A 24649-nucleotide genomic window follows, 5' to 3' on the forward strand; every position below is an offset into this window, starting at 1 on the left:
ATATGCTCGCTTCCGCCTCGCTCTATGCGGCTATTGATTTAGGCTCAAACAGTTTTCATATGCTGGTTGTGCGCGAGGTGGCTGGAAGCATCCAGACGCTTACCCGCATCAAACGTAAAGTTCGCCTGGCAGCAGGTTTGAGCCAGGAAAACGTGCTTTCACAGGAAGCGATGGAGCGCGGCTGGCAGTGTCTGCGCCTTTTTTCGGAAAGGCTTCAGGATATCCCTCCGGCACAAATTCGTGTCGTCGCCACGGCGACGCTTCGTCTGGCAGTCAATGCCGGTGAGTTCATCAGCAGAGCGCAGGAGATCCTCGGCTGTCCGGTGCAGGTCATCAGCGGCGAGGAAGAAGCCCGTCTTATTTATCAGGGCGTTGCGCATACAACGGGCGGTTCCGATCAGCGACTCGTTGTCGATATTGGTGGCGCCAGTACAGAGCTTGTTACCGGAACTGGTGCCCAGGCGACATCACTGTTCAGCCTGTCCATGGGCTGCGTAACCTGGCTTGAGCGTTTTTTCACCGACCGTAATCTTGGGCAGGAAAATTTCGACGCTGCGGAAAAAGCCGCGCGCGATGTTTTACGCCCGGTTGCTGATGAGCTTCGCCATCATGGCTGGCAGGTCTGTGTTGGTGCTTCCGGTACCGTACAGGCATTGCAGGAAATCATGATGGCACAGGGGATGGATGAACGTATCACCCTGCCCAAACTCCAGCAGTTAAAACAGCGGGCCATCCAGTGCGGGCGTCTGGAAGAGCTGGAAATTGAAGGCCTCACGCTGGAGCGTGCGCTGGTTTTTCCGAGCGGGCTGGCTATTCTCATCGCCATTTTCACCGAAATGAATATCCAGAGTATGACGCTGGCTGGCGGCGCGCTGCGCGAAGGGCTGGTTTATGGCATGCTGCATCTGACCGTTGATCAAGATATCCGCCGTCGCACGCTGCGTAATATCCAGCGCCGTTTTATCATCGACACCGACCAGGCGAAACGCGTATCCACCCTGGCGACACAATTTGCCAGCGCGGTCGCTCATGAATGGGATTTAGATGCGTATAGCATCGAAATTCTGCAAGTTGCCAGCGAATTACATGAAATTGGCCTGAGCATTGAATTCAAACAGGCGCCGCTGCACGCCGCCTGGCTGGTACGCAATCTGGATTTACCTGGGTTTACGCCGGCACAGAAAAAGCTGCTCGCAACGCTGTTATTAAACCAGACTAACCCGGTTGATCTCTCTTCTTTGCATCAGCAAAATGCCGTCCCACCGAGGGTGGCGGAACACCTTTGCCGCTTACTGCGTCTGGCGATTATTTTTGCCAGCCGTCGCCGCGACGATCTTCTACCTGACATTGATATTTCCGCCAAAGGGGAAGCACTGACCCTGGTATTACCGCACGGCTGGCTGGAAAGTCATCCGTTAGGGGCAGAAGTCATTGAACAGGAAAGTCAGTGGCAAAGTTACGTTCACTGGCCGCTTGAGTTGAAATAAACCTTTTCTGCCTCTCCAAACCGGGAGAGGCGGGAAAATCATTTCTCTTTCGCTTTCGCCATCATCGCCCGTATATTGGCGATACTGGCCTGCCCCTTTTGCATCCTTTCTTCTGCCGTAATGACCTTACGCTCTTGCTCCCAAATCACATCATCTTGCGGCAATTCCAACAAGAAGCGACTCGGTTCAGGGCGCACCAGTTCACCATACTGACGGCGCTCTTTGCATAAGGTGAAGATCAGTTCTTTCTGCGCGCGAGTAATGCCCACGTAGGCAAGGCGGCGCTCTTCATCAATATTATCTTCATCAATACTGCTTTGGTGCGGCAGGAAACCTTCCTCCATCCCCACCATAAATACATACGGAAACTCCAGCCCTTTTGAGGCGTGTAACGTCATCAGTTGCACCTGATCCGACTCTTCATCGCTTTCACCGCGCTCCATCATGTCACGCAGAGTAAAGCGGGTAACAACCTGGTCAAGCGTCATCGGCTCGTTAAGCTCATCGCCTTCGAGCATCTCTGTCATCCAGGAAAAGAGCGTGTTGACGTTTTTCATCCGCATTTCAGCGGCTTTCGGGCTGGGTGAAGTCTCAAACAGCCAGGATTCATAATCAATACCATGAATCAGATCGCGCACGGCGGCGATCGGCTCCCGCTCGGCCAGACGCTGGATCTCGCCAAGCCAGTGGGTAAAACGGGTCAGCGATTCATAGCCACGCCCGGTCAGGGTCTGCGTTAGCCCCATATCAAAGCTGGCGGCAAATAAGCTCTTATTGCGTGTTGTTGCCCACTCTCCCAGCTTTTGCAGCGTTGCAGGGCCAATTTCACGCTTCGGCGTATTCACTACCCGCAGGAATGCGCTGTCATCATCCTGATTAGTGAGTATGCGTAAGTAAGCCAACAGATCCTTGATCTCGGGGCGCGAGAAAAACGATGTTCCCCCAGAAATACGATACGGGATGCGGTTTTGCATCAGGAATTTTTCGAACACACGCGACTGGTGGTTGCCGCGATAGAGGATGGCGTAATCCTTGTATTCCGTCTTGTTGATAAAGTGATGAGCTATCAATTCCCCGGTCACACGCTCCGCTTCATGTTCCTCATTATTCGCCGTCAGAACCTTAAGCTCAGCGCCATAGCCCAGCTCAGAGAAAAGGCGTTTTTCAAACACATGAGGATTGTTCGCAATCAGGATGTTTGCGGCTTTCAGAATGCGTCCCGATGAGCGGTAGTTTTGCTCAAGCTTTATCACCTGCAATGCCGGAAAATCTTCATTCAGCAGCACAAGGTTTTGGGGACGCGCGCCACGCCAGGAATAAATGGACTGGTCATCATCGCCCACAACGGTAAAGCGCGCTCGCTGCCCGACCAGCAGCCTGACCAGCTCATATTGGCTGGTGTTGGTGTCCTGATACTCATCCACCAGCAGATAGCGGATTTTGTTCTGCCAGCGCTCGCGCACCTCTTCATTACGCTGTAGCAACAGTGTCGGTAACAGAATCAGATCATCGAAGTCGAGGACGTTGCACGCTTTCAGATGTGCATCATAAAGACCGTAGCAGTGGGCAAAAATACGATCCCGTTCGCCCATCGCTTTTGCCGCTGCCTGGGAAGGCGTCAGCAGATCGTTTTTCCAGTTGGAGATCGTCGAGATCAGCTGCTGCAGCACCACTTTGTCATCGTCGATCAACCCTTCGGTCAGCTCTTTGAGCAGCGCCACTTGATCGGTATCGTCAAAGAGGGAGAAATTGGATTTCATTCCCAGTGCGGCAAACTCCCGCTTAATAATATCCAGGCCCAACGTGTGGAATGTTGAAATCATCAGACCACGTGCTTCTTTACGTCCAAGCGTCTGCGCCACACGTTCTTTCATTTCGCGCGCAGCTTTGTTAGTAAAGGTGACCGCCGCGATATGCCGCGCCTGATAGCCGCACTCCCGAATTAAGTGGGCAATTTTATTGGTGATCACACGGGTTTTACCCGAGCCAGCACCCGCCAGCACCAGGCAGGGACCGGTAACAAATTCGACAGCTTGTTGTTGGCCAGGATTTAAACGCATGGGGGTATTGCTCAATCTTCGAACGGGGGGAGGATTGTAGCAGAAAGCCTGCCAGAGATTTACCCGCCAATGATAAAGTGTGGAGACTTCTCTCAACTACGGAACGCGAACATGGCGAAGACAGCGGCAGCGCTGCATATTCTGGTGAAAACCGAAAAACTGGCGCAGGAAATTATGGCTAAGCTGGAGAAAGGCTCAAGTTTCGACCATCTGGCAAAGCGTTATTCCTCCTGCCCTTCGGCACGTAACGGCGGCGATCTGGGTGAATTCAAACAAGGTGTAATGGTTGGGCCTTTCGATAAGGCCGTATTCAGTTGCCCCTTGTTACAACCTTTCGGTCCGGTTAAAACCAGGTTTGGTTATCACATCATCAAGGTGCTGTATCGCCGCTAACGCGTGCTACTATTGCGCCCGGATTTATCCCAACCTCATCAAGGCGCAATCATGGCAAAAACAGCGGCAGCAATGCATATTCTGGTGAAAGAAGAGAAACTGGCACTCGATCTTCTTGAACAGCTTAAAAATGGCGGCGATTTCGAGAAGCTGGCAAAAAAACACTCAACCTGCCCTTCTGGCAAGAAAGGCGGTCACTTAGGCGAGTTTAAGCAGGGTCAGATGGTGCCGGCTTTTGATAAAGTGGTCTTCTCCTGCCCTGAGCTGGAGCCCACCGGTCCGCTGCACACCCAGTTCGGTTACCACATCATCAAAGTGCTGTACCGGAAATAAACAACAACGCCTTCTCCTGGAGAAGGCGTTTAGTGTTTGCACCCTCTCCCAGTGGGAGAGGGCCGGGGTGAGGGCACCAGCGTGCTCCGTAATTAGCCAGCGACGCCGTTTTTTTATTTCTGCGATTGTAGCGTCTTTTGCGCTTCGAATTTCATGACGTGTGTGCTGACAGCCGCCTGAAAAACTTTAAACATCAGGCCATTAATCAAGGTCGTCAGGGTAATGGTGATAAAGGCCGTCATCACCCAATCAATCAGCGCAAAACCACTTTGCAGTAACGCCGGGCGATAAACCAGCATCCCGCCAAATACCACCCAATGACTCAGGCAATAAAAGCACTGGAAAAGGTGCCCCATCATTGCGTTCTTTTTAGTGGTCCACTCACGAAATGCGGCAAACAATTCTGTTTGCGTGACCGTCATAGAGATGCTGCTGGCAGCAAGGGCGATCATCAGGCAGGTCGTCAACTCAGTCATTATTGTGGAAATCATGGTTATGGCCCTTTTCATTGAAGTAACTGATAAATTCTTCCCCCACATCCTGCAACGTCAGGTTTTTAAAGCGCTCCAGGATCAGCGACTGCGCATCCGCAAGCGTGGATGACATCACCCGGTTAACTCCTTGTTCAACCAGGCACTGGGGATTCTCGCTACGATTTCCCAAAGCAAACAGCGCCGGGGAACCTAAAGCGATATAGATATCGTGGAGAGTAACTTCGCTGGCGGGGCGACAAAGCCGCCAGCCACCGTGATGCCCTTTTGTCGCACACACAATCTGGCTTTCCCGCAGCCCGGCAAGAAGCTTACGTATAAACGCCGGGTTGCCGTCGATAAAAGCAGCCATCTGCTCCGATGTCATCGGTTTATCTGCCTGCTCCATGTGAAGCAGGATGTGTAGCGTTGCTGAGAATGAGTTATTTATTTTCATGTAACTTACGATATTACATAATAATTTAAATAACAATCATGCCAGTGAAAACTCATGGCAGGAGACGTTTATCTTATTGATATGGAATGTTTTTTAGATGTAAAAAAAACCTGACGGCGTTTCCGCTCATCAGGTTTTTAAACAGGAAGTGACAGGTCAGGTCAGCAAAAAGCGACCCGACGCCTGGTTAGCCCGCGACAGCGATACGTTTCATATCGGTCATATAGCCACGCAGTTTCTTACCAACTGCTTCAATCGGGTGAGCCTGAATAGCTTCGTTAACATCGCGCAGTTGCGCATTGTCTACGGAACCTTCGGCAATAGCCTGGCCCAGGTCACCGGTCTGCAGGGTGGTCATGAACTCTTTCAGCAGCGGTACGCAAGCATAAGAGAACAGGTAGTTACCGTATTCTGCGGTATCAGAGATAACCACGTTCATTTCGTACAGACGCTTACGGGCGATGGTGTTCGCGATCAGCGGCAGTTCGTGCAGTGATTCGTAGTATGCTGACTCTTCGATGATGCCCGATGCCACCATGGTTTCGAAGGCCAGCTCAACGCCCGCTTTCACCATCGCAATCATCAGAACGCCTTTATCGAAGTACTCCTGCTCGCCAATTTTACCGTCGAACTGGGCAGCGGTTTCGAACGCGGTTTTACCGGTCTCTTCACGCCAGGTCAGCAGTTTCTTATCGTCGTTCGCCCAGTCCGCCATCATGCCGGAAGAGAATTCGCCAGAGATAATGTCGTCCATATGTTTCTGGAACAGCGGCGCCATAATCTCTTTCAGTTGTTCGGACAGCGCGTAAGCACGCAATTTTGCCGGGTTGGACAGACGATCCATCATCAGCGTGATGCCGCCCTGTTTCAGCGCTTCGGTGATGGTTTCCCAGCCGAACTGAATCAGTTTCTCGGCATATGCCGGGTCAGTACCTTCTTCCACCAGCTTGTCGAAGCACAGCAGAGAACCTGCCTGCAGCATACCGCACAGAATCGTCTGCTCGCCCATCAGGTCAGATTTCACTTCCGCAACGAAGGAAGACTCCAGCACGCCGGCACGGTGACCACCGGTCGCCGCAGCCCAGGCTTTGGCGATGGCCATACCTTCGCCTTTCGGATCGTTCTCCGGGTGAACCGCGATCAGGGTCGGAACACCAAAACCACGTTTGTACTCTTCACGGACTTCGGTACCCGGACATTTCGGGGCTACCATCACAACGGTAATGTCTTTACGGATCTGCTCGCCCACTTCCACGATGTTGAAACCATGGGAGTAGCCCAGCGCCGCGCCGTCTTTCATCAGTGGCTGAACAGAACGCACAACATCAGAGTGCTGTTTGTCCGGCGTCAGGTTAACCACCAGGTCAGCCTGCGGGATCAGCTCTTCGTAAGTCCCAACTTTGAAACCGTTCTCGGTCGCTTTACGCCAGGAAGCGCGTTTTTCGGCAATCGCTTCTGCACGCAGTGCATAGGAGATGTCCAGACCGGAGTCACGCATATTCAGCCCCTGGTTGAGGCCCTGCGCGCCACACCCGACGATGACCACTTTTTTACCCTGCAGGTAACTTGCGCCATCGGCGAATTCGTCGCGCGCCATAAAGCGACATTTACCCAGTTGCGCCAGCTGCTGGCGCAGATTCAGTGTATTGAAGTAGTTAGCCATGGTGATTCCTCGTCGTGTGTCGTGCTTTTGTTATTCGGTTCGCTGTATTGCGAGAATGTACCCACATTACAACAGGAAATGTGTTGCTTAAATTGATATATTAACAATGTGACATTGCAATTTATGCAACGTAAAAATGTGGAGTCTGTCTCATGGATTTACGTGACCTGAAAACCTTCCTGCATCTGGCGGAGAGCCGCCATTTCGGCCGCAGTGCGCGCGCCATGCACGTCAGTCCCTCCACGCTTTCAAGGCAGATCCAGCGTCTGGAAGAAGATCTTGGCCAGGCGCTATTTGTTCGCGATAACCGCACCGTTACGCTCACCGAAGCGGGTGAAGAGTTGCGGGCATTTGCTCATCAAACTTTATTGCAGTATCAGCAACTGCGCCACGCCATCGATCAGAAAGGACCGTCGCTGTCAGGCGAGTTACATATCTTCTGCTCGGTCACGGCAGCCTACAGCCATCTGCCACCGATTCTCGATCGCTTCCGCGCCGCGCATCCTTCGGTAGAAATTAAGCTCACCACCGGTGACGCTGCCGATGCGATGGAAAAAGTGGTGACAGGGGAAGCCGATCTGGCGATTGCCGGTAAACCGGAAACACTGCCTGGCGCAGTGGCATTTTCGATGCTGGAGAATCTGGCGGTGGTGTTGATTGCCCCGGCGCTGCCTTGCCCTGTTCGCAACCAGGTCTCTGTGGATAACCCTGACTGGGCTACGGTGCCGTTTATCATGGCGGATCAAGGCCCTGTTCGCCGCCGCATTGAACTCTGGTTTCGTCGCCATAAAATCAGTAACCCGTCGATTTATGCGACAGTAGGCGGCCATGAAGCGATGGTCTCCATGGTGGCACTCGGCTGTGGCGTGGCGCTCATCCCTGAGGTGGTGCTGGAAAATAGCCCCGAACCCGTACGCAACCGTGTCATGATTCTGGAGCGCAGCGATGAAAAAACCCCCTTCGAACTGGGCGTTTGCGCACCGAAAAAGCGGCTACATGAGCCTCTGATTAATGCATTCTGGGAAATTGTTCAGGCTAAATAAGGAGAAAATGATGCGTATCCAGGTCCTGTTGTTAACCGTAGCCATTGCGGCATGCTGCACTGCCCAGGCTAAACCAAAGGGCGTTACCGTACAGGATGTAAAACATCTGGCGCTGAAACAGTGCCTGGTGACGAATTACCAGGCCCGAACGCCAGAAGGCACGCAATCAGCCCCCTCGCAGGACGCATCATTCCTTGTCGAGAGCTACGCATTAAGCAATGCTGGTGTCTGGGACGAATTTCAGAAATTCGTCGCTAAAGAAACGAAAAATTTTGATCAGCTAACGATGTCGTTACACCCCGACCATGCTCAGACCGCCAATAACGTGCTGGCGCAATGCATGAAATTTTATGAATCGGACAAGCTGGATAAGTATGTACGAGGGACCGTGATGAAGTAACACAAGGGGTGCCCCTTCTCACTTATCCTTGTATTTATAAATCATCGGGATCGATCTGTTTCATCGTTTCCACAGTCATCAGCCACTGATACAGCGGTTCCAGTTGACGAAACCCTTCGGCCAGCAGATTCACCAACCCGGCGTGGAACAGCTTTTCCACGTCGTTATCGGTCACCATCACCGCGAATGTTTTGCACTGATACCAGTTGGCAATCACCGGATCGAGGTCTTTCACAAGCGGCCGCTTATAACGCTCAGCCTCCAGCACAAACGGCGGCTGGCAGCATTCATCGGCTATCTCCAGAAATTGTGCCGGACGCTGCTTCAATGTATGGCGAAAAAGGTCCATCGTTGATTTGCTGGCGCTGTAATACCCCAGGCCATAGCGCAGGGTGTCCGGGCTGATCTCAAAAAAGTAAACCGGCGCGTCCGTCCAGTTCTTTGCCGGGCGTTTGAAGGTCAGCCACATCCGGCTGCGATAAAGGGATTTGTCGTGAGAGAAACGGGTATCGCGATGAATGCGCGACAAGGTCTTACCAATCGCGGAGCGTGTTTCCAGCAGCGGATCAATTTCCAGCATCGTGGGAGCCAGGTCATCCACCAGCGCACGAAAAGGGGTAAGGATACTGCGGTCATAGATAAAACGATGCTCTTCAAACCAGGTCTTGTCGTTTTCGATGCGGACTTGCTGGAGGAAGTCGAGCCCTTCCTGAGCAAAGCCCTGAAAGCGTCCTGCCATGTGCTTCACCTGTTTTAGCGGAAATGTTCTGCTGCATTATGCCGCCGTGCTCGCCAGACAAACAAGGCACGAAATATCGTGCCTTGTTTTGTAAGAACCTGACGCTAGCCCGCAAGGAAGAAGCGAAATGCCGGGTTGTTGGTCTCATCATGGCAATCGTAGCCAAGCTCATTGAGGCGGGTTTCAAAATCCGGCTCATGGTCGCCCAGTTCGAACGCCGCCAGCACACGACCGTAGTCAGTACCGTGGCTGCGGTAGTGGAACAGCGAGATATTCCAGTGAGTACCAAGCGTGTGCAGGAATTTCAGCAGCGCGCCGGGTGATTCCGGGAACTCGAAGCTGAAAAGTCGCTCGGTAAGCGGTTTCGAGGGACGACCTCCGACCATATAGCGCACATGCAGCTTCGCCATTTCGTCATCGGAAAGGTCCACCACGCTGTAACCGCCTTCGTTCAACAGTTGCAGGATCTCTTTGCGCTCTTCCAGCCCGCGGCTTAAGCGCACGCCCACGAAAATACAGGCATCTTTCGCATCGGCAAAACGGTAGTTAAATTCCGTGACGGAACGGCCGCCCAATAGCTGACAGAATTTCAGGAAGCTACCTTTCTCTTCCGGAATAGTGACGGCCAGCAGCGCTTCGCGCTGTTCACCCAACTCACAGCGCTCAGAAACGTAACGCAAACCGTGGAAGTTCACGTTGGCACCCGACAGGACATGCGCCAGACGCTCGCCACGGATCTTGTGCTGAGCGACATATTTCTTCATCCCTGCCAGCGCCAGGGCGCCAGAGGGTTCAGCCACCGCACGCACGTCCTCGAACAGGTCTTTCATGGCCGCGCAGATGGCGTCGCTGTCGACGGTAATGATGTCGTCAAGATATTCACGGCACAAACGGAACGTCTCATCGCCAATACGTTTAACGGCAACTCCTTCGGCAAAGAGACCTACTCGTGGCAGGTCGACCGGATGCCCGGCATCCAGCGCCGCTTTCAGGCAGGCGGAATCTTCAGCTTCCACAGCGATGACTTTGATTTGCGGCATCAGTTGCTTAATCAGTACGGCTACCCCAGACGCCAGACCGCCGCCGCCGACGGGTACGAAAACGCGGTCAATGTGGGCATCCTGTTGCAGCAGTTCCAGCGCCAGCGTGCCCTGGCCGGCAATCACCATCGGATGATCAAATGGCGGCACCCAGGTAAAACCCTGTTGCTGAGAGAGTTCAAGTGCTTTGGCTTTTGCCTCATCGAAGTTCGAACCATGCAACAGCACTTCTCCGCCAAAACCGCGCACCGCATCCACTTTGATTTCTGCAGTTGCAGTCGGCATCACGATCAACGCTTTGACACCAAGTCGGGCAGAAGAGTAGGCCACGCCCTGCGCATGGTTGCCTGCCGATGCGGTAATCACGCCACGGGCTTTCTGCTCGGCGGTTAAACCCGCCATCATGGCGTAAGCGCCACGGAGCTTAAAGCTGTGCACCGGCTGACGGTCTTCACGCTTCACCAGCACAATGTTGTCGAGGCGCGAAGAGAGTTTTTCCATTTTCTGCAGAGGGGTAACCTGCACCGCCTCATAGACCGGTGCACGCAGCACCGCCCTGAGATACTCGGCCCCCTCAGGGGAGCCGGATAGGGGTTGTGAATCAGCCATAATTAGCCACCCAGTTTTGATTTATCGCGCACCGCGCCTTTATCTGCGCTGGTGGCGAGGCTGGCATATGCACGCAACGCGAAGGAAACCTGACGTTCGCGAGATTTCGGCGTCCAGGCCTGAGCGCCACGGGCTTCCTGCGCTTCACGACGTGCCGCAATTTCGGCATCGCTCAGTTGCAGTTGAATACCCCGGTTCGGGATGTCGATGGCGATCATGTCGCCATCTTCAATAATGGCAATATTGCCACCGCTCGCCGCTTCCGGAGAGACGTGGCCAATGGAGAGGCCAGATGTACCGCCGGAGAAACGGCCGTCAGTGACCAGCGCACAGGCTTTACCCAGGCCCATCGACTTAAGGAACGTCGTCGGGTACAGCATCTCCTGCATGCCCGGCCCACCTTTTGGCCCCTCGTAACGGATAACAACAACATCACCCGCCACAACCTTACCACCGAGGATCGCTTCTACCGCATCATCCTGGCTTTCATAGACTTTTGCCGGGCCGGTGAATTTCAGGATGCTGTCATCCACGCCTGCGGTTTTTACGATGCAGCCGTTTTCAGCGAAGTTACCGTACAGTACGGCCAGACCACCGTCTTTGCTGTAGGCATGTTCCAGAGAACGGATACAACCCTCAGCGCGATCATCATCCAGCGAATCCCAGCGGCAATCCTGCGAGAAAGCCTGAGTCGTACGGATACCAGCAGGGCCGGCACGGAACATTTTTTTCACCGCCTCGTCCTGCGTTACCGTGATGTCGTACTGCTCCAGCGTCTGCGGCAGGGTCAAACCGAGTACGTTTTTCACGTCGCGGTTCAACAAACCTGCGCGATCCAGCTCACCGAGGATCCCCAGCACGCCGCCGGCGCGATGCACATCTTCCATATGGTATTTCTGCGTGCTCGGCGCCACCTTACACAACTGCGGCACTTTGCGGGACAGCTTGTCGATATCACTCATGGTGAAATCGATTTCGGCTTCTTGCGCTGCCGCCAGCAGGTGCAGAACGGTATTGGTAGAGCCACCCATCGCGATATCCAGTGTCATGGCGTTCTCAAACGCCGCTTTGCTGGCGATATTGCGTGGCAGCGCGGAAGCATCATCCTGCTCGTAGTAGCGTTTGGTCAGTTCAACGATGCGCTGGCCTGCGGTAAGGAACAGCTCTTTACGATCGGCATGGGTCGCCAGCAGCGAGCCATTGCCCGGCTGAGAAAGACCCAGCGCTTCGGTCAGGCAGTTCATTGAGTTAGCGGTAAACATACCGGAACAGGAGCCGCAGGTCGGACAGGCAGAGCGTTCAACCTGCTCGCTTTGCGAGTCGGATACTTTCGGATCCGCGCCCTGAATCATCGCATCAACCAGATCGAGCTTGATGATTTTGTCGGAAAGCTTGGTTTTACCAGCCTCCATTGGGCCACCGGAGACGAAGATCACCGGAATATTGAGGCGCAGTGACGCCATCAGCATCCCCGGGGTGATTTTGTCACAGTTGGAGATGCACACCATGGCATCCGCACAGTGGGCATTCACCATGTACTCAACGGAATCCGCGATCAGTTCGCGTGAGGGCAGTGAATAAAGCATGCCGCCGTGACCCATGGCGATACCGTCATCCACGGCAATGGTGTTGAACTCTTTTGCCACACCGCCGGAGGCTTCAATCTGCTCAGCAACCAGCTTACCGAGATCGCGCAAGTGCACGTGCCCCGGCACGAACTGGGTAAACGAGTTCACGACAGCAATGATCGGCTTACCGAAATCGGCGTCTGTCATCCCGGTTGCGCGCCACAGCGCGCGGGCGCCCGCCATATTGCGGCCATGAGTGGTGGTGGCGGAACGGTATTTAGGCATGCTTTATTTACTCCCAGTCTGTCTACAAAACAGGGCGGTGCGTGCCGCCCTGTCGTTTTGTTTATTGATTAACTTGATCCAACCAGCCCCATTTATCTTCGGTTTCACCGGTGAAGAGGCCAAAGAATGCTTGCTGAATACGTTTGGTGACCGGGCCACAGCGACCTTCGCCCACCTGGATGCCATCCACGCTACGAACCGGCGTGATTTCTGCCGCGGTGCCAGACATGAACACCTCATCGGCCAGGTACAGAGATTCGCGGGACAGGGTCTGCTCGCGAACTTCAATGCCGAGCTCTTTCGCCAGTTTGATGATCGCATCGCGGGTGATGCCCGGCAGAGCGGAAGAGGTAAACGGCGGAGTGAACAGCACACCATCTTTCACTTCGAACAGGTTTTCACCCGCACCTTCTGAAATATAGCCGTTCACGTCGAGCGCAATACCTTCCTGATAACCGTGACGACGTGCTTCGCTGCCAACCAGCAGAGAAGAAAGATAGTTACCACCGGCTTTTGCCGCAGTCGGGATGGTGTTCGGTGCAACGCGGTTCCAGGAGGAAACCATCGCGTCGATCCCCTGCTCCAGCGCTTCTGCGCCGAGGTATGCCCCCCAGGGGAAAGCTGCGATGATCACATCAGTGGTATAACCTTCCGGCGGGTTAACGCCCATACCTACGTCACCGACAAACACCAACGGACGAATATAGGCGCTGGTCAGGTTGTTTTTGCGAATCACCTGACGGCAGGCTTCCATCAGTTCATCAACACTTTGAGAAACCGGGAAGCGGTAAATTTTGGCTGAATCACGCAGACGCTGCATGTGCTCACGATGACGGAACACCACCGGCCCTTTGTGCGAGTCATAGCAACGGATACCTTCAAACACGGAAGTACCGTAATGCAGGGCGTGGGACATTACATGAACCTTCGCTTCTCCCCACGGAACCATCTCGCCATTGAACCAAATGTAATCAGCTTTTTTCGTCGTCATTTTAATTCCTTTGCGCTCAGGCGCGGATCTGTTGTGATGATGTTGTACATTGCTGGATATCAACCCGGGCGACATCGACCAGTTTGCTTAGCTGGCTAAACAGTAATTCGACGGGGCGCGGACTGGCAACGGTCAATTCAATATTTATATTCTGCGCGTCGGTGGCCGCTTCCATGTTCATTGAGCAAACCTGAAAGCCACGGTGGCGCACCACACGTAATACACGTTCTAACGTTTCCGGGTTGAAGCGGGCCTGCACGGCGACCTGATGTTGCATCATGATAATTTCTCCAGCATTTCTGCATTACTGGCACCTGGTGGTACCAACGGCCAGACATTCTCAAGCTCGTCGATTGAGACATGAAGCAGGTAAGGCCCCTCGCAGGACAGCATGGTGTCGAGTGCCGCTTCAACCTGGTCTTTACGGGTGATGTGCTGGCCGGGAATGCCGAAGGCACTGGCCAGAACGAGGAAATCGGGGTTATCGGTAAGCGTTGTTTCGCTATAACGTTCGTTGAAGAATAACTGCTGCCACTGGCGAACCATCCCTAAACGCTGATTGTCCAGTAACACGATTTTCAGCGGTAACTGCTTGCGTTTTACGGTGCCGAGCTCCTGAACATTCATCATGAAGGAGCCGTCACCGGAGATACAGATTACCGTATCATTCGGGCGAGCCACCTGCGCCCCAACGGCGGCTGGCAGGCCAAAACCCATTGTGCCCAAGCCGCTGGAGGTGATGAAGTTCTCCGGACGAGTGTAAGTCATGTGCTGAGCGGACCACATCTGGTGCTGACCCACATCGGTGGTGACCACGCTATTGGCAGGTTTGCGATCTGACAGTTGTTTTAATAATAACGGTGCGTAAATCGCGTCACCCGGATGATCGTAACGCCAGGCGAACTCTGTACGCATATCGGCATTAAATTGACGCCATTCGTTAATCTCTAAATTCTGTTGCAGTGCGGGCAGCAGCGCATTCAAATCGCCTTGCAGGCTGACATGGGCCTGACGCAATTTGTTCATTTCAGCCGGGTCGATATCCATATGAATCACTTTTGCATGCGGGGCAAAGGTGTTCAGTTTGCCGGTTACACGATCGTCAAAGCGTGCGCCCACGGCGATGAGCAGATCGCACTCCTGCACCGCCAGATTTGCGGCTTTGGTGCCGTGCATCCCCAGCATGCCGAGATACCATGGATAACTATCTTCAACCGCACCAAGGCCTTTCAGTGTGCAGGTTACTGGCATCCGGGTGGCGGAGAGGAACGCACGCAGCGCCGGAACCGCCTGCGCCATGCCTACACCGCCGCCAACATACAGCATCGGTTTTTTGGACTGAGCCAGCATCTGGTACGCCTGTGCCATTTCTTCATGCGGGAAGGAGAACTCGTCTTCGACGGTGGAGAAATGCGGTTCCAGATCACCGGAGGCTAACTGGATATCTTTAGGGATATCAACAAGAACCGGGCCAGGGCGGCCTGAGTTTGCCACCTGGAAAGCTTCGGCAATAACGCGCGGCAGCTCCTCCAGGGACTGCACCAGAAAACTATGTTTAGTGCAGGCCAGCGACAAACCGAGAACGTCCACTTCCTGGAAGGCATCGGTACCAATGAACGGTGCCGCAACCTGGCCGGTGATGGCAACCACAGGAACGGAATCCAGCAGCGCATCTGCCAGCCCCGTGATCAGGTTGGTTGCACCCGGACCAGACGTGGCGATACAAACACCGGTTTTCCCCGTGGAGCGCGCATAACCGATCGCCGCCATTGCCGCACCCTGCTCGTGCCGACACAACAGATGTTCCACGCCGCCGTCATACAATGCATCGTAAACCGGCATAATTGCGCCACCCGGATACCCAAAGACCGTATCAACCTGCTGTGCCCGCAACGCATGTACTACCCATTGTGCGCCATTCATAGTTAGTTCCCCGCCGTAAATCGGGAGAAACAGAATTTTGTGCTACTACTCATTCTCTGCTCCTCGTTTATGTTTTTAGGTCATAAAAAAACCCCCGGACCTTTCGGTGCGGGGGTCTTAGTTCGTTAAGGCTTGATTTTTAAGCCTTTCCTCGTCCAAGTGCAGCCCCGCACGGTGGGATAATAATCACCACCACGCTAATCACAATCAGGCTAATCACTCGTAGAAGGGCTGTCATTTTCTGTACTTTCTGGCTTCATGTTCGAAGGAATGCCTAAAGAGTTATCACAGATATAAGACATGACACAAGAAATTTTTATGACGCGTTTTTTCTTTAGCAAAACAATCTCAATGAAAATCTTTGTTTTTTATAAAGAAAAACTTAAATGAAATAATTTCATTTTTTCAACGGCAAAAGGGCTTTGGGACATCAGCTTGTAACATGCGAGGAGCGTTCCAGAAAAAAATAGATCGTCCGCAATCGTCCAAAAAGTGTGGAAGCCTGCACGCAAACCTTCCTTTTTTCAGGAAGCCAACGTCCATTTACGCCGCATACTTACCTTTCACAAGGAGGTGTTATGACGTTGTCGGTTATTTACACACGCGCAGCGCTGGGGGTTTGTGCACCGTTAATCACCGTTGAGGTGCATATCAGCAACGGTCTTCCCGGCCTGACAATGGTCGGTTTACCGGAAACAACGGTGAAGGAAGCGCGGGACCGTGTACGTAGCGCAATCATCAATAGTGGCTACGAATTTCCCGCGAAAAAGATCACTATCAACCTGGCGCCGGCGGATCTTCCCAAAGAGGGAGGGCGATATGATTTACCTATCGCGATTGCGCTTCTCGCGGCTTCTGAGCAATTGCAGAATATCCAACTTCATCGGTTTGAGTTCGTGGGTGAATTGGCCCTTACAGGGGCGTTACGTGGCGTTCCCGGGGCAATATCAAGTGCCATGGAGGCAATCAAGGCAGGCAGATCCATTATTGTCGCGGCAGAGAACGAGGCCGAGGTGAGCCTTACGGGAACGCAAGATTGTTATATTGCCGAGCATCTGCAGGCTGTATGCGCCTTTCTTGAAGGCAAACATGAGCTATCTCCCCCCTCTGCCCATTTTATCAGCGATAACCAGGATACAGCGCAACACGACCTAAGCGATATCATCGGCCAGGATCAAGGCAAACGCGCGCTGGAGATTACCGCTGCTGGCGGACATAACTTATTGTTGATCGGTCCACCGGGGACAGGTAAAACCATGCTCGCCAGCAGGCTTGGTGCATTGTTGCCGCCCCTGAGCAACCAGGAGGCATTGGAAAGCGCGGCAATTCTGAGTCTGGTAAATACCTCCGGATTGATACGTCAATGGCGGCAGAGACCTTTTCGCGCACCGCATCATAGTGCCTCACTTACGGCCATGGTTGGCGGTGGCGCAATACCGGGGCCAGGAGAGATCTCGCTGGCCCATAACGGCGTGTTGTTTCTTGATGAACTTCCCGAATTTGAGCGTCGGGTGCTGGACGCGTTGCGTGAACCCATCGAGTCAGGGCAGATTCATATTTCCCGTACGCGGGCAAAAGTAACTTATCCTGCCCGTTTTCAACTTATTGCCGCCATGAATCCCAGCCCGACAGGGCACTACCAAGGGAACCACAACCGCAGCACACCGGAGCAGACACTGCGCTACCTTGGGCGCTTATCCGGGCCATTTCTTGACCGCTTCGACCTATCGCTTGAGATCCCGCTTCTGCCGCCCGGCATGCTGAGTCATAGCCAACATGACAGCGAAAAAAGTAGCGTTGTTCGTGCACGGGTTATCGCAGCACATGAGCGACAGTACCAACGGCAAGGGAAGCTCAATGCGTTACTGGAAAATAGCGAGATGAGGGATTTTTGCGTGCTCACGCAAACGGATGGACAGTGGCTGGAAGAAACACTGGTTCGGCTTGGCCTTTCAGTACGGGCCTGGCAACGTTTATTGAAAGTAGGAAGAACCATCGCCGATCTGGAAGGCGCAGAAAGTATACAGCGCGAGCATCTACAGGAAGCGCTCAGCTATCGTGCCATCGACAGGCTACTCATCCATTTGCAGAAAATGTTGGGATAAAAAAAGGGGCCGTAGCCCCTGTTTTTAATCGTCAGATTCCGTGTAGTCCTCATTCCCTTCCATCTGCGGTTTGCCACCGGACAGGGTATGAAAACGCTTTGGACGCTTAATGCGTGACATATACTTAGACCAGACGCGTTCTGCTTCGGTATCTGGCTCGCGCTCGCCGCGACATACAGCGACGAAACGGATTTCTTCTTCTGTGGTCGGTTCACGCTTCCCGAGATCCAGCTCGTTGAAAGCATAACCGTGACGCTCAAGCAGCTGAGCTTCTTTGATGGTGAAATCACCATGACGGGAAAACCCGCGCGGATAATGTTTGTTATCAAAAAAACGATTAGTCGTCGTAAAGCTTTCCGCCATCCTGCACGCTCCTAATTCTTTGGCCGAGCTATTTATGGCGCGGAGTATTAGTTACGCTTGACAGAGTGTAAAACAAAACATTTAAATCATTACGACAAATAATTTTGCGGAGAAACCTGTGGATACGGAATTGCTAAAAACTTTCCTGGAAGTCAGCCGAACTCGCCACTTTGGGCGCGCCGCTGAAGCACTCTATTTAACCCAGTCAGCGGTGAGCTTTCGTATTCGTCAGTTAGAAAACCAGCTTGGCGTGAACCTTTTCACTCGCCATCGCAACAATATCCGCCTGACAGCGGCCGGAGAAAAACTCCTCCCCTATGCCGAAACGCTGATGAATACCTGGCAGGCGGCACGCAAAGAAGTAGCTCATACATCGCGACACAATCAATTTTCTATCGGCGCAAGTGCATCGCTATGGGAATGCATGCTTAGCAACTGGCTTGGGAGGTTGTATCAGCTCGAGGAAAGCCTGCAATTTGAAGCACGAATTGCACAGCGACAATCGCTGGTCAAACAGTTACATGAGCGTCAGCTTGATCTCTTGATCACAACAGAAACACCCAAAATGGACGAATTTAGCAGCCAGTTGTTAGGTCACTTTACGCTTGGCCTCTATTGCTCGACGCCCGAAAAAACGAAGTCACAACTAAATTATTTACGCCTGGAATGGGGGCCGGATTTTCAGCAACATGAGTCGGAATTGATTGGCAGCGACGATGTACCAACGCTAACCACCAGTTCTGCTGAGGTCGCTCATCAGCAACTGACACTATTAAATGGATGCGCGTGGTTACCCGTATCCTGGGCGCAGCAAAGGGATGGCCTGCATGTTGTGGCTGATAGCACGACGTTATCCCGACCGCTTTACGCTATCTGGTTACAGAATAGCGATAAGCAAAACCAGATCCGCGAGCTATTGAAAATACAGGTAATTGAGTAAAGTCAACGCATCCGCTATGGATGCGTTTGAATTGCTTTGTCAGAAAAAAAGCAAAAAAAAATCCTTTGCCTAAGCAAAGGATTTTTTCTTTTTCTGGCAGGGGCGGAGAGACTCGAACTCCCAACACCCGGTTTTGGAGACCGGTGCTCTACCAATTGAACTACGCCCCTAAATAGGGTGGCGGAACGGACGGGACTCGAACCCGCGACCCCCTGCGTGACAGGCAGGTATTCTAACCGACTGAACTACCGCTCCACCGAATACTTCTGTAACCACCGGATTAATGCACCGGCTTACTTCTTAATTTGATGCCTGGCAGTTCCCTACTCTCACATGGGGAGACCCCACACTACCATCGGCGCTACGGCGTTTCACTTCTGAGTTCGGCATGGGGTCAGGTGGGACCACCGCGCTAAAGCCGCCAGGCAAATTCTGTTGCCGGAAACGAATCTTTTTCACTGTGGCTGCGTTGGCTGCATTCGCAAAGTCAGTCACATACTCATGTATGCTTCTTCCTTTCCTTCATTTGCCGCCTTGCCTCAGCGTAAAATCTTTCGTTCCCGAAAATCTGTATCTAAGCTGAAAATTCTCTCAATCCGCCAAAACATCTTCGGCGTTGTAAGGTTAAGCCTCACGGTTCATTAGTACCGGTTAGCTCAACGCATCGCTGCGCTTACACACCCGGCCTATCAACGTCGTCGTCTTCAACGTTCCTTTAGTGTCCTTAAGGACAAGGGAGAACTCATCTCGGGGCAAGTTTCGTGCTTAGATGCTTTCAGCACTTATCTCTTCCGCATGTAGCTACCGGGCAGTGCCATTGGCATGACAACCCGAACACCAGTGATGCGTCCACTCCGGTCCTCTCGTACTAGGAGCAGCCCCCCTCAATTCTCCAGCGCCCACGGCAGATAGGGACCGAACTGTCTCACGACGTTCTAAACCCAGCTCGCGTACCACTTTAAATGGCGAACAGCCATACCCTTGGGACCTACTTCAGCCCCAGGATGTGATGAGCCGACATCGAGGTGCCAAACACCGCCGTCGATATGAACTCTTGGGCGGTATCAGCCTGTTATCCCCGGAGTACCTTTTATCCGTTGAGCGATGGCCCTTCCATTCAGAACCACCGGATCACTATGACCTGCTTTCGCACCTGCTCGCGCCGTCACGCTCGCAGTCAAGCTGGCTTATGCCATTGCACTAACCTCCTGATGTCCGACCAGGATTAGCCAACCTTCGTGCTCCTCCGTTACTCTTTGGGAGGAGACCGCCCCAGTCAAACTACCCACCAGACACTGTCCGCAACCCGGATTACGGGTCCACGTTAGAACATCAAACATTAAAGGGTGGTATTTCAAGGTTGGCTCCATGCAGACTGGCGTCCACACTTCAAAGCCTCCCACCTATCCTACACATCAAGGCTCAATGTTCAGTGTCAAGCTATAGTAAAGGTTCACGGGGTCTTTCCGTCTTGCCGCGGGTACACTGCATCTTCACAGCGAGTTCAATTTCACTGAGTCTCGGGTGGAGACAGCCTGGCCATCATTACGCCATTCGTGCAGGTCGGAACTTACCCGACAAGGAATTTCGCTACCTTAGGACCGTTATAGTTACGGCCGCCGTTTACCGGGGCTTCGATCAAGAGCTTCTCCTTACGGATAACCCCATCAATTAACCTTCCGGCACCGGGCAGGCGTCACACCGTATACGTCCACTTTCGTGTTTGCACAGTGCTGTGTTTTTAATAAACAGTTGCAGCCAGCTGGTATCTTCGACTGATTTCAGCTCCACCCGCAGGGGCTTCACCTACATATCAGCGTGCCTTCTCCCGAAGTTACGGCACCATTTTGCCTAGTTCCTTCACCCGAGTTCTCTCAAGCGCCTTGGTATTCTCTACCTGACCACCTGTGTCGGTTTGGGGTACGATTTCGTGTTACCTGATGCTTAGAGGCTTTTCCTGGAAGCAGGGCATTTGTTACTTCATCACCGTAGTGACTCGTCATCACACCTCAGCCTTGATTATCCGGATTTGCCTGGATAACCAGCCTACATGCTTAAACCGGGACAACCGTCGCCCGGCTAACATAGCCTTCTCCGTCCCCCCTTCGCAGTAACACCAAGTACAGGAATATTAACCTGTTTCCCATCGACTACGCCTTTCGGCCTCGCCTTAGGGGTCGACTCACCCTGCCCCGATTAACGTTGGACAGGAACCCTTGGTCTTCCGGCGAGCGGGCTTTTCACCCGCTTTATCGTTACTTATGTCAGCATTCGCACTTCTGATACCTCCAGCATGCCTCACAGCACACCTTCGCAGGCTTACAGAACGCTCCCCTACCCAACAACACTTAGTGTCGCTGCCGCAGCTTCGGTGCATGGTTTAGCCCCGTTACATCTTCCGCGCAGGCCGACTCGACCAGTGAGCTATTACGCTTTCTTTAAATGATGGCTGCTTCTAAGCCAACATCCTGGCTGTCTGTGCCTTCCCACATCGTTTCCCACTTAACCATGACTTTGGGACCTTAGCTGGCGGTCTGGGTTGTTTCCCTCTTCACGACGGACGTTAGCACCCGCCGTGTGTCTCCCGTGATAACATTCTCCGGTATTCGTAGTTTGCATCGGGTTGGTAAGCCGGGATGGCCCCCTAGCCGAAACAGTGCTCTACCCCCGGAGATGAATTCACGAGGCGCTACCTAAATAGCTTTCGGGGAGAACCAGCTATCTCCCGGTTTGATTGGCCTTTCACCCCCAGCCACAAGTCATCCGCTAATTTTTCAACATTAGTCGGTTCGGTCCTCCAGTTAGTGTTACCCAACCTTCAACCTGCCCATGGCTAGATCACCGGGTTTCGGGTCTATACCCTGCAACTTAACGCCCAGTTAAGACTCGGTTTCCCTTCGGCTCCCCTATTCGGTTAACCTTGCTACAGAATATAAGTCGCTGACCCATTATACAAAAGGTACGCAGTCACCCCATTAAGAGGCTCCCACTGCTTGTACGTACACGGTTTCAGGTTCTTTTTCACTCCCCTCGCCGGGGTTCTTTTCGCCTTTCCCTCACGGTACTGGTTCACTATCGGTCAGTCAGGAATATTTAGCCTTGGAGGATGGTCCCCCCATATTCAGACAGGATACCACGTGTCCCGCCCTACTCATCGAGCTCACAGCCTGTGTGCTTTCGTGTACGGGGCTGTCACCCTGTATCGCGCGACTTTCCAGACGCTTCCACTAACACACAAGCTGATTCAGGCTCTGGGCTGCTCCCCGTTCGCTCGCCGCTACTGGGGGAATCTCGGTTGATTTCTTTTCCTCGGGGTACTTAGATGTTTCAGTTCCCCCGGTTCGCCTCGTTTGACTATGTATTCATCAAACGATAGTGCAACGAATTGCACTGGGTTTCCCCATTCGGACATCGCCGGGTCAAAGGTTCATATCACCTCGCCGGCGCTTTTCGCAGATTAGCACGTCCTTCATCGCCTCTGACTGCCAGGGCATCCACCGTGTACGCTTAGTCGCTTAACCTCACAACCCGAAGATGTTTTGTTCTGTCCGGTTTGTTGCGCGCTGTGAATACTGCGTTGTTCCGTACTCGCGATGCTCATGGACATTAAGTCCACTCCGCTCGCTGCGTGCGGTACGCCTTGTCTTCACATCGCTCACGTCACCTTTTACAGTGTCATCTTCTGATTGCGAAAATTTGAGAGACTCGAACACACTTTCGTGTGTCGTTTCAATTTTCAGCTTGATCCAGATTTTTAAAGAGCAAAACTTCGCAGTGCACCTTTTCAGGTTCACTCTGAAGTTTTCTTGTGTTCGCAGTAAAAGATGGTGGAGCTATGCGGGATCGAACCGCAGACCTCCTGCGTGCAAAGCAGGCGCTCTCCCAGCTGAGCTATAGCCCCATCGTAGTTAAATCTCACCAACCTTAATTACTGTTGAGGCAAGGCGTGGTGACACGAAGCATACTTAAAGTATGTGAGTGTCGCCGCAACGCAGCATCAGCAGGAATTTGGTAGGCCTGAGTGGACTTGAACCACCGACCTCACCCTTATCAGGGGTGCGCTCTAACCACCTGAGCTACAAGCCTGCAGAGATTTCTTACTGCTCTATTTCATCAGACAATCTGTGTGAGCACTACAAAGGCAGGTTCTTTAAGGTAAGGAGGTGATCCAACCGCAGGTTCCCCTACGGTTACCTTGTTACGACTTCACCCCAGTCATGAATCACAAAGTGGTAAGCGCCCTCCCGAAGGTTAAGCTACCTACTTCTTTTGCAACCCACTCCCATGGTGTGACGGGCGGTGTGTACAAGGCCCGGGAACGTATTCACCGTGGCATTCTGATCCACGATTACTAGCGATTCCGACTTCATGGAGTCGAGTTGCAGACTCCAATCCGGACTACGACATACTTTATGAGGTCCGCTTGCTCTCGCGAGGTCGCTTCTCTTTGTATATGCCATTGTAGCACGTGTGTAGCCCTGGTCGTAAGGGCCATGATGACTTGACGTCATCCCCACCTTCCTCCAGTTTATCACTGGCAGTCTCCTTTGAGTTCCCGGCCGGACCGCTGGCAACAAAGGATAAGGGTTGCGCTCGTTGCGGGACTTAACCCAACATTTCACAACACGAGCTGACGACAGCCATGCAGCACCTGTCTCACGGTTCCCGAAGGCACTAAGGCATCTCTGCCAAATTCCGTGGATGTCAAGACCAGGTAAGGTTCTTCGCGTTGCATCGAATTAAACCACATGCTCCACCGCTTGTGCGGGCCCCCGTCAATTCATTTGAGTTTTAACCTTGCGGCCGTACTCCCCAGGCGGTCGACTTAACGCGTTAGCTCCGGAAGCCACGCCTCAAGGGCACAACCTCCAAGTCGACATCGTTTACGGCGTGGACTACCAGGGTATCTAATCCTGTTTGCTCCCCACGCTTTCGCACCTGAGCGTCAGTCTTTGTCCAGGGGGCCGCCTTCGCCACCGGTATTCCTCCAGATCTCTACGCATTTCACCGCTACACCTGGAATTCTACCCCCCTCTACAAGACTCAAGCCTGCCAGTTTCGAATGCAGTTCCCAGGTTGAGCCCGGGGATTTCACATCCGACTTGACAGACCGCCTGCGTGCGCTTTACGCCCAGTAATTCCGATTAACGCTTGCACCCTCCGTATTACCGCGGCTGCTGGCACGGAGTTAGCCGGTGCTTCTTCTGCGGGTAACGTCAATCAACACGGTTATTAACCGTATTGCCTTCCTCCCCGCTGAAAGTGCTTTACAACCCGAAGGCCTTCTTCACACACGCGGCATGGCTGCATCAGGCTTGCGCCCATTGTGCAATATTCCCCACTGCTGCCTCCCGTAGGAGTCTGGACCGTGTCTCAGTTCCAGTGTGGCTGGTCATCCTCTCAGACCAGCTAGGGATCGTCGCCTTGGTGAGCCATTACCTCACCAACTAGCTAATCCCATCTGGGCACATCCGATGGCAAGAGGCCCGAAGGTCCCCCTCTTTGGTCTTGCGACATTATGCGGTATTAGCTACCGTTTCCAGTAGTTATCCCCCTCCATCGGGCAGTTTCCCAGACATTACTCACCCGTCCGCCACTCGTCACCCGAGAGCAAGCTCTCTGTGCTACCGTTCGACTTGCATGTGTTAGGCCTGCCGCCAGCGTTCAATCTGAGCCATGATCAAACTCTTCAATTTAAAAGTTTGATGCTCGTAGAATTAAACTTCGTAATGAATTACGTGTTCACTCTATGAGACTTGGTATTCATTTATCGTCCGAGG

General features: G+C 53.0%; 20 protein-coding genes, 4 tRNA genes and 3 rRNA genes. 7 read left to right on the forward strand and 20 right to left on the reverse strand.

The genetic code is table 11. The features are described 5' to 3' along the window. The first annotated feature begins 2 nt into the window (after positions 1 to 2). Positions 3 to 1487 (forward strand): guanosine-5'-triphosphate,3'-diphosphate diphosphatase, encoded by a 1485-nt coding sequence (gppA, locus tag MRY16398_RS27895; RefSeq protein WP_039077009.1) that lies wholly within the window; start codon positions 3 to 5, stop codon positions 1485 to 1487. A 38-nt stretch (positions 1488 to 1525) separates the two neighbouring features. Here the strand turns inward: gppA and rep are convergent, their stop codons facing one another. Further along, positions 1526 to 3547, reverse strand: coding sequence for a DNA helicase Rep (gene rep / locus MRY16398_RS27900; RefSeq protein WP_039077008.1), 2022 nt, complete (start codon positions 3545 to 3547; stop codon positions 1526 to 1528). 111 nt (positions 3548 to 3658) lie between these two features. Here rep and ppiC (MRY16398_RS27905) point away from each other — a divergent pair, with 111 nt between their 5' ends. Together ppiC (MRY16398_RS27905) and ppiC (MRY16398_RS27910) are read left to right on the forward strand one after the other, a co-directional pair. Continuing rightward, entirely contained in the window at positions 3659 to 3940 is a 282-nt protein-coding gene (gene ppiC / locus MRY16398_RS27905) for a peptidylprolyl isomerase PpiC (RefSeq protein WP_039077007.1), read from the forward strand. A 51-nt stretch (positions 3941 to 3991) separates the two neighbouring features. Next, positions 3992 to 4273 carry a peptidylprolyl isomerase PpiC gene (gene ppiC / locus MRY16398_RS27910; RefSeq protein ID WP_039077006.1) on the forward strand — a complete coding sequence of 94 codons (282 nt, stop codon included), beginning with the start codon at positions 3992 to 3994 and terminating at the stop codon, positions 4271 to 4273. 113 nt (positions 4274 to 4386) lie between these two features. Here ppiC (MRY16398_RS27910) and MRY16398_RS27915 read toward each other — a convergent pair whose 3' ends face one another. The 3 genes from MRY16398_RS27915 to ilvC form a co-directional block, all read right to left on the reverse strand. Next, positions 4387 to 4764 (reverse strand): DUF1360 domain-containing protein, encoded by a 378-nt coding sequence (locus tag MRY16398_RS27915; protein ID WP_172600695.1) that lies wholly within the window; start codon positions 4762 to 4764, stop codon positions 4387 to 4389. Further along, on the reverse strand, positions 4742 to 5200 hold the full coding sequence (locus tag MRY16398_RS27920; protein WP_039077005.1) for an Rrf2 family transcriptional regulator: 459 nt from the start codon (positions 5198 to 5200) through the stop codon (positions 4742 to 4744). Before MRY16398_RS27920 ends, MRY16398_RS27915 begins: the two co-directional genes overlap by 23 nt. Positions 5201 to 5387: 187 nt before the next feature. Continuing rightward, on the reverse strand, positions 5388 to 6863 hold the full coding sequence (gene ilvC / locus MRY16398_RS27925; protein WP_071195545.1) for a ketol-acid reductoisomerase: 1476 nt from the start codon (positions 6861 to 6863) through the stop codon (positions 5388 to 5390). A gap of 152 nt (positions 6864 to 7015) precedes the next feature. Between ilvC and ilvY the strand changes: the two genes are divergently transcribed. Beyond that, positions 7016 to 7906, forward strand: a complete 891-nt coding sequence (gene ilvY / locus MRY16398_RS27930) for an HTH-type transcriptional activator IlvY (protein ID WP_125125574.1) — start codon at positions 7016 to 7018, stop codon at positions 7904 to 7906. Between the two features lie 10 nt (positions 7907 to 7916). Next, positions 7917 to 8306: a hypothetical protein gene (locus MRY16398_RS27935; protein ID WP_110296403.1), complete on the forward strand. Its 390-nt coding sequence runs from the start codon at positions 7917 to 7919 to the stop codon at positions 8304 to 8306. 34 nt (positions 8307 to 8340) lie between these two features. On the opposite strand, the gene MRY16398_RS27940 is transcribed toward MRY16398_RS27935, so the two are convergent. The 8 genes from MRY16398_RS27940 to ilvL all read right to left on the reverse strand — a co-directional run bounded on the left by MRY16398_RS27940 (position 8341) and on the right by ilvL (position 15699). Further along, entirely contained in the window at positions 8341 to 9045 is a 705-nt protein-coding gene (locus MRY16398_RS27940) for a DUF2461 domain-containing protein (RefSeq protein WP_125125575.1), read from the reverse strand. 104 nt (positions 9046 to 9149) lie between these two features. Beyond that, positions 9150 to 10694, reverse strand: a complete 1545-nt coding sequence (gene ilvA, locus MRY16398_RS27945) for a threonine ammonia-lyase, biosynthetic (RefSeq protein ID WP_039077000.1) — start codon at positions 10692 to 10694, stop codon at positions 9150 to 9152. A gap of 2 nt (positions 10695 to 10696) precedes the next feature. After that, a complete protein-coding gene (gene ilvD, locus MRY16398_RS27950) occupies positions 10697 to 12547 on the reverse strand; it encodes a dihydroxy-acid dehydratase (protein ID WP_071195542.1) in 1851 nt (616 codons plus the stop codon). Positions 12548 to 12608: 61 nt separating this feature from the next. After that, positions 12609 to 13538: a branched-chain amino acid transaminase gene (locus MRY16398_RS27955; RefSeq protein ID WP_039076998.1), complete on the reverse strand. Its 930-nt coding sequence runs from the start codon at positions 13536 to 13538 to the stop codon at positions 12609 to 12611. A gap of 16 nt (positions 13539 to 13554) precedes the next feature. After that, on the reverse strand, positions 13555 to 13818 hold the full coding sequence (gene ilvM / locus MRY16398_RS27960; RefSeq protein WP_039076997.1) for an acetolactate synthase 2 small subunit: 264 nt from the start codon (positions 13816 to 13818) through the stop codon (positions 13555 to 13557). Continuing rightward, on the reverse strand, positions 13815 to 15461 hold the full coding sequence (gene ilvG / locus MRY16398_RS27965) for an acetolactate synthase 2 catalytic subunit (protein ID WP_071195540.1): 1647 nt from the start codon (positions 15459 to 15461) through the stop codon (positions 13815 to 13817). The genes ilvM and ilvG overlap by 4 nt, the downstream gene beginning before the upstream one ends. A 2-nt stretch (positions 15462 to 15463) precedes the next feature. Continuing rightward, positions 15464 to 15514: a peptide IlvX gene (gene ilvX / locus MRY16398_RS31350; protein ID WP_206780280.1), complete on the reverse strand. Its 51-nt coding sequence runs from the start codon at positions 15512 to 15514 to the stop codon at positions 15464 to 15466. Between the two features lie 86 nt (positions 15515 to 15600). Next, the gene (gene ilvL, locus MRY16398_RS27970) at positions 15601 to 15699 is read right to left on the reverse strand and encodes an ilv operon leader peptide (protein ID WP_032229281.1); all 99 of its coding nucleotides are present in this window, start codon (positions 15697 to 15699) and stop codon (positions 15601 to 15603) included. 340 nt (positions 15700 to 16039) lie between these two features. Here ilvL and MRY16398_RS27975 point away from each other — a divergent pair, with 340 nt between their 5' ends. Beyond that, positions 16040 to 17566 (forward strand): YifB family Mg chelatase-like AAA ATPase, encoded by a 1527-nt coding sequence (locus MRY16398_RS27975; protein ID WP_107223984.1) that lies wholly within the window; start codon positions 16040 to 16042, stop codon positions 17564 to 17566. A gap of 24 nt (positions 17567 to 17590) precedes the next feature. On the opposite strand, the gene MRY16398_RS27980 is transcribed toward MRY16398_RS27975, so the two are convergent. Beyond that, a complete protein-coding gene (locus MRY16398_RS27980; protein WP_039076994.1) occupies positions 17591 to 17929 on the reverse strand; it encodes a MaoP family protein in 339 nt (112 codons plus the stop codon). Positions 17930 to 18017: 88 nt separating this feature from the next. Between MRY16398_RS27980 and hdfR the strand changes: the two genes are divergently transcribed. Beyond that, a complete protein-coding gene (gene hdfR / locus MRY16398_RS27985; RefSeq protein WP_369944960.1) occupies positions 18018 to 18869 on the forward strand; it encodes an HTH-type transcriptional regulator HdfR in 852 nt (283 codons plus the stop codon). 94 nt (positions 18870 to 18963) lie between these two features. On the opposite strand, the gene MRY16398_RS27990 is transcribed toward hdfR, so the two are convergent. From MRY16398_RS27990 to MRY16398_RS28020, 7 genes are all read right to left on the reverse strand, one after another. After that, positions 18964 to 19039 (reverse strand) — tRNA-Trp (locus MRY16398_RS27990). Positions 19040 to 19047: 8 nt separating this feature from the next. Next, positions 19048 to 19124 (reverse strand) — tRNA-Asp (locus MRY16398_RS27995). 55 nt (positions 19125 to 19179) lie between these two features. After that, positions 19180 to 19295 (reverse strand): 5S ribosomal RNA (gene rrf / locus MRY16398_RS28000). Positions 19296 to 19489: 194 nt separating this feature from the next. Next, positions 19490 to 22390 (reverse strand): 23S ribosomal RNA (locus MRY16398_RS28005). A gap of 304 nt (positions 22391 to 22694) precedes the next feature. Further along, positions 22695 to 22770, reverse strand: a tRNA-Ala gene (locus tag MRY16398_RS28010). Positions 22771 to 22878: 108 nt separating this feature from the next. After that, a tRNA-Ile gene (locus MRY16398_RS28015) sits at positions 22879 to 22955 on the reverse strand. Positions 22956 to 23025: 70 nt separating this feature from the next. Continuing rightward, positions 23026 to 24565 (reverse strand): 16S ribosomal RNA (locus tag MRY16398_RS28020). Together the 16S, 23S and 5S rRNA genes with 4 tRNA genes alongside form the textbook arrangement of a ribosomal RNA operon. Between the last annotated feature and the right edge of the window lie 84 nt (positions 24566 to 24649).

This window comes from Phytobacter sp. MRY16-398 (assembly GCF_003925915.1).
Classification (GTDB): Bacteria; Pseudomonadota; Gammaproteobacteria; order Enterobacterales; family Enterobacteriaceae; genus Phytobacter; species Phytobacter diazotrophicus.